The organism is Aeromonas sp. QDB56 (genome assembly GCF_027705505.1).
GTDB lineage: Bacteria > Pseudomonadota > Gammaproteobacteria > Enterobacterales > Aeromonadaceae > Aeromonas > Aeromonas caviae.
Genome location: NZ_JAPDBZ010000226.1, coordinates 1 through 3133, shown reverse-complemented (window position 1 = coordinate 3133; position 3133 = coordinate 1). Strand labels below are relative to the sequence as shown.

Below are 3133 nucleotides of genomic sequence, written 5' to 3'. Positions count from 1 at the left end.
CAAAGCCAAACCACAGAAGTATGCGACGAGAAAACCTAGTAAAAACAATGCCAGTCAGGCTTAACTGACTGGCATTAGCCCCTATGGCGGGCTTTTTCTTGCCCGCACCACACCCGTCCTCCTGTTTCTCATGGCGTCATTCGCAAACGTATGCCACCACCTTACTGATTTAACTCTCAAAAAATTCAATTCGATCAATATCATAAAAACAAAATGATAATGATTGTCATTTATTGATCTACTTGACTCCCTCTGCAATAATCCGCGCCCTTCAGGCTTAAATAATAATTATTCTCAAATATAAAAATTCGACTTCTTCACTACTGGCCCATGCTGCTGTCCGGTACGGCGCTGGCTGCCAGCGATCCCGCCGGGGTCGACACAACGGACATGCCCCCCGAACTCAAGGGGCGGGAAACCATCGTGGTCAAGGGACAGCGCATCGAGCAGAAGCTCTCCGAGGTGTCGGGTTCCATCACCGTCATCACGGAGGAGGATCTGGATCGCCAGGTTGCCACCGAGCTCACCGATGTGTTCAAGAACGAACCCGGCGTCTCGGTGACCGGCTCCGCCGGCCGCCCCCAGAACATCATCATCCGCGGCATGGGCGGCAACCGGGTGCTCATCATCAAGGACGGGGTGCGGGTCAGCGACGGTTTTGGCGCCGACGACCTCAACGACAAGGTGGGCCGCTTCAGCTTCGATCTCGACGATGTCAAGCAGATAGAGGTAGACAAGGGAGCCGGTTCCTCCCTCCATGGCTCCGATGCCATCGGCGGCACCATCGTCATCAGCACCAAGCAGCCGGAAGATTACCTTCAGGGCCAGGATGCCTATCTCGGCAGCAAGGTGCTGCACGATGGCAACCGTGACAAGCAGAAGCTGAGCGCCACCGGCGCCGCCCGGATACGGGATACCGAACACCTGCTGCGCCTCTCCGGCTGGCAGGGACATGAGACCGCTAACTACGACGAGAGCCGCATCCCGGCGGATCTGGATGGCCTCAGCGCCTCCACCAGCTCTCGCATCCAGCTGAACGAACATCATCTGCTGCGCCTCGAACTCGACTACTTCGAGGACAACGCCGAACGGAATCAGGGGCCGCGCGAAGTGCCCCAGCCCGATGGCAAGTGGCAGGTGCGCCAGTACCACGAGCAGGGCAGCCAACGCACGCAGGGGGGAAAGCTGGCCTGGGAGGCGAGCAACCTCGACACCGTGCTGGCCGACAGCCTCACCTGGAGTGCCTACGGCAATCACTCGAAAAACACCGCCAACAAGCGCAGCCTGCTGCAAAACGATCTGCTGAGCGGTTATCCGCGCTATCGCAGCGAACGGGAACTCGCCACCTTCACCGAAGACAGGATCGGTACCGAGCTGGATGTGCGCCGGGATCTCGCCACCGGCCATCTCGCCCATCAGCTCAGTTACGGCATCGAGCTCGAGCGCACCACCCACGAGCGGCCGGTGGAGAAGCTGAGTCTGGAGGCCGGCATTCCCCAACCCGGCCAGTCCGCCCCCTTCAGCCGCGCCCGTACCGACAGGGCCGGAGTCTGGCTCGGTGACGTGGCCAGCCTGGGCCAGTGGCAGTTCACCCCCACCCTGCGCATGGATCACCAGTGGCTCACGCCGCTGGACGGCAGCAACGACAGCAACCACAGCTGGCACCTCTCCCCGAGCCTGGCCACCAGCTACCGCTTCAACGACCAGTGGCGCAGCTGGCTCAGCTATGCCAACGGGTTCCGGGCGCCTTCCTACGACAAGGTGTACGGCAACATCCCCCACTACTTCGCCCTGCCGCCCTTCGAGATCATCGCCAACACAGGGCTCAAGGAGGAAACCAGCCACAGCATAGAGTGGGGGCTGAGTGGCGAGGGGGACAACTGGAGCATCAAGCCAGCGCTCTTCTACAACCGCTACTACAACTTCATCGACTGGCGCGAGGTGGGGCTGCGCCTGAGCGATGGTGTCATCCTGCGCCAATATCGCAACGTCGCCAAGGCCGAAACCTGGGGGGCCGAACTCGCCGCCAGCTACTGGCTGACCCAGGAGTGGGAACTCGCCACCAAGCTCGGCTGGGTCGATGGCGAGGACAACAAAGGTGAAGCGCTGCGCACCCTGACGCCCCTCGAGGGCAACACCCGTCTGAGCTATCAGGCCAATGAGTGGAGTCTGGGCATTCAGGCGGACTATGCCGCCGCCATGAGCCGGGTGCCCACCTGTGGCAACAGCCTGACCGGCCGCCAGGGGGACTGCCTCGAAAGTGCCGGCTGGCTCAGTTTCGCCCTGACGGCCGACTGGCTGGTCACCGACTCCCTCAAGGTCAACCTCAAGCTCGACAACCTGTTCGACACCCGCTACACCCGCTATCAGGATGTGGCCGGGCTGGAAGCCGGGACCGATGCTTCCCTCTTCACCCAGAGCGGCCGCACCCTGAGTGCCAGCCTGCGCTACACCTTCGTGGGGATCTGATGCACAGCCTATTGATCCTGGCCAGCCTGCTGGCCACGCTGGCCCCCGCCTCCCCCCTGCCTGAGGCAACCCTGGAGGCCGCGCCCCTCATCCCCGAGCGCCCGCAACTGATGAAGGGGGAGATAGCCCGTCTCGATCCCTATGGTGGCTGGCGTGACGACAGCCGCCAGGATCCCGTCCTCCTGACGCTGCTGCGCGAGCAGAACCGCTGGACCGAACAGCAGCTCGCCGGCCAGGCGCCACTGGTGCAGCGCCTGCAGACGGAGTGGCAGGGCCGGGAGCGGGGCGAACCAGTGCCGGACGACTGACTGAGCCAGGCTGGCAGCCAGTGGCGCATGGAGGCGGACGGCAGCCTGTGGCAACGCAGCGACGCCAATGACGCTCCCCGAAAGCGGCTGGCTCCCCGCCAACCTGCCGAGGGGTATTACTAGCTCGCCGCCTGGGCCCTGCACCCGGACGGGCAACTGCTTGCCCTGGCCGAAGACCGCAGGGGAGATCGGGACTACCGCATCACCCTGCTGGATCTGGCGAGTGGCGAGACACTGGCCTCTTTGCCTCACCGCGCCGGCGATCTGCTCTGGAGTCTGGTTGACATCCTCCCCCACCTTAGCGCTTCGCGTCACAGGAGGGGGATCCCCATTACTGGGTGATAGCTGCTCGCGCA

Annotated in this window: 1 protein-coding gene and 1 pseudogene; both read left to right on the top strand. The window is 62.8% G+C overall.

The window, feature by feature from the left end:
- Nucleotides 1-330 precede the first annotated feature (330 nt).
- Nucleotides 331-2469: a TonB-dependent hemoglobin/transferrin/lactoferrin family receptor gene (locus tag OKB81_RS19830; RefSeq protein ID WP_270698472.1), complete on the top strand. Its 2139-nt coding sequence runs from the start codon at nucleotides 331-333 to the stop codon at nucleotides 2467-2469.
- Nucleotides 2469-3056, top strand: a pseudogene (locus tag OKB81_RS19825) (prolyl oligopeptidase family serine peptidase); the annotation flags it as partial. The gene OKB81_RS19830 and the pseudogene OKB81_RS19825, both read left to right, overlap by 1 nt.
- Nucleotides 3057-3133 lie beyond the last annotated feature (77 nt).

Coding starts and splice junctions, on each gene's coding strand:
- OKB81_RS19830 (WP_270698472.1), top strand. CDS start 331: ATGCTGCTGTCCGGTACGGCGCTGGCTGCCAGCGATCCCGCCGGGGTC.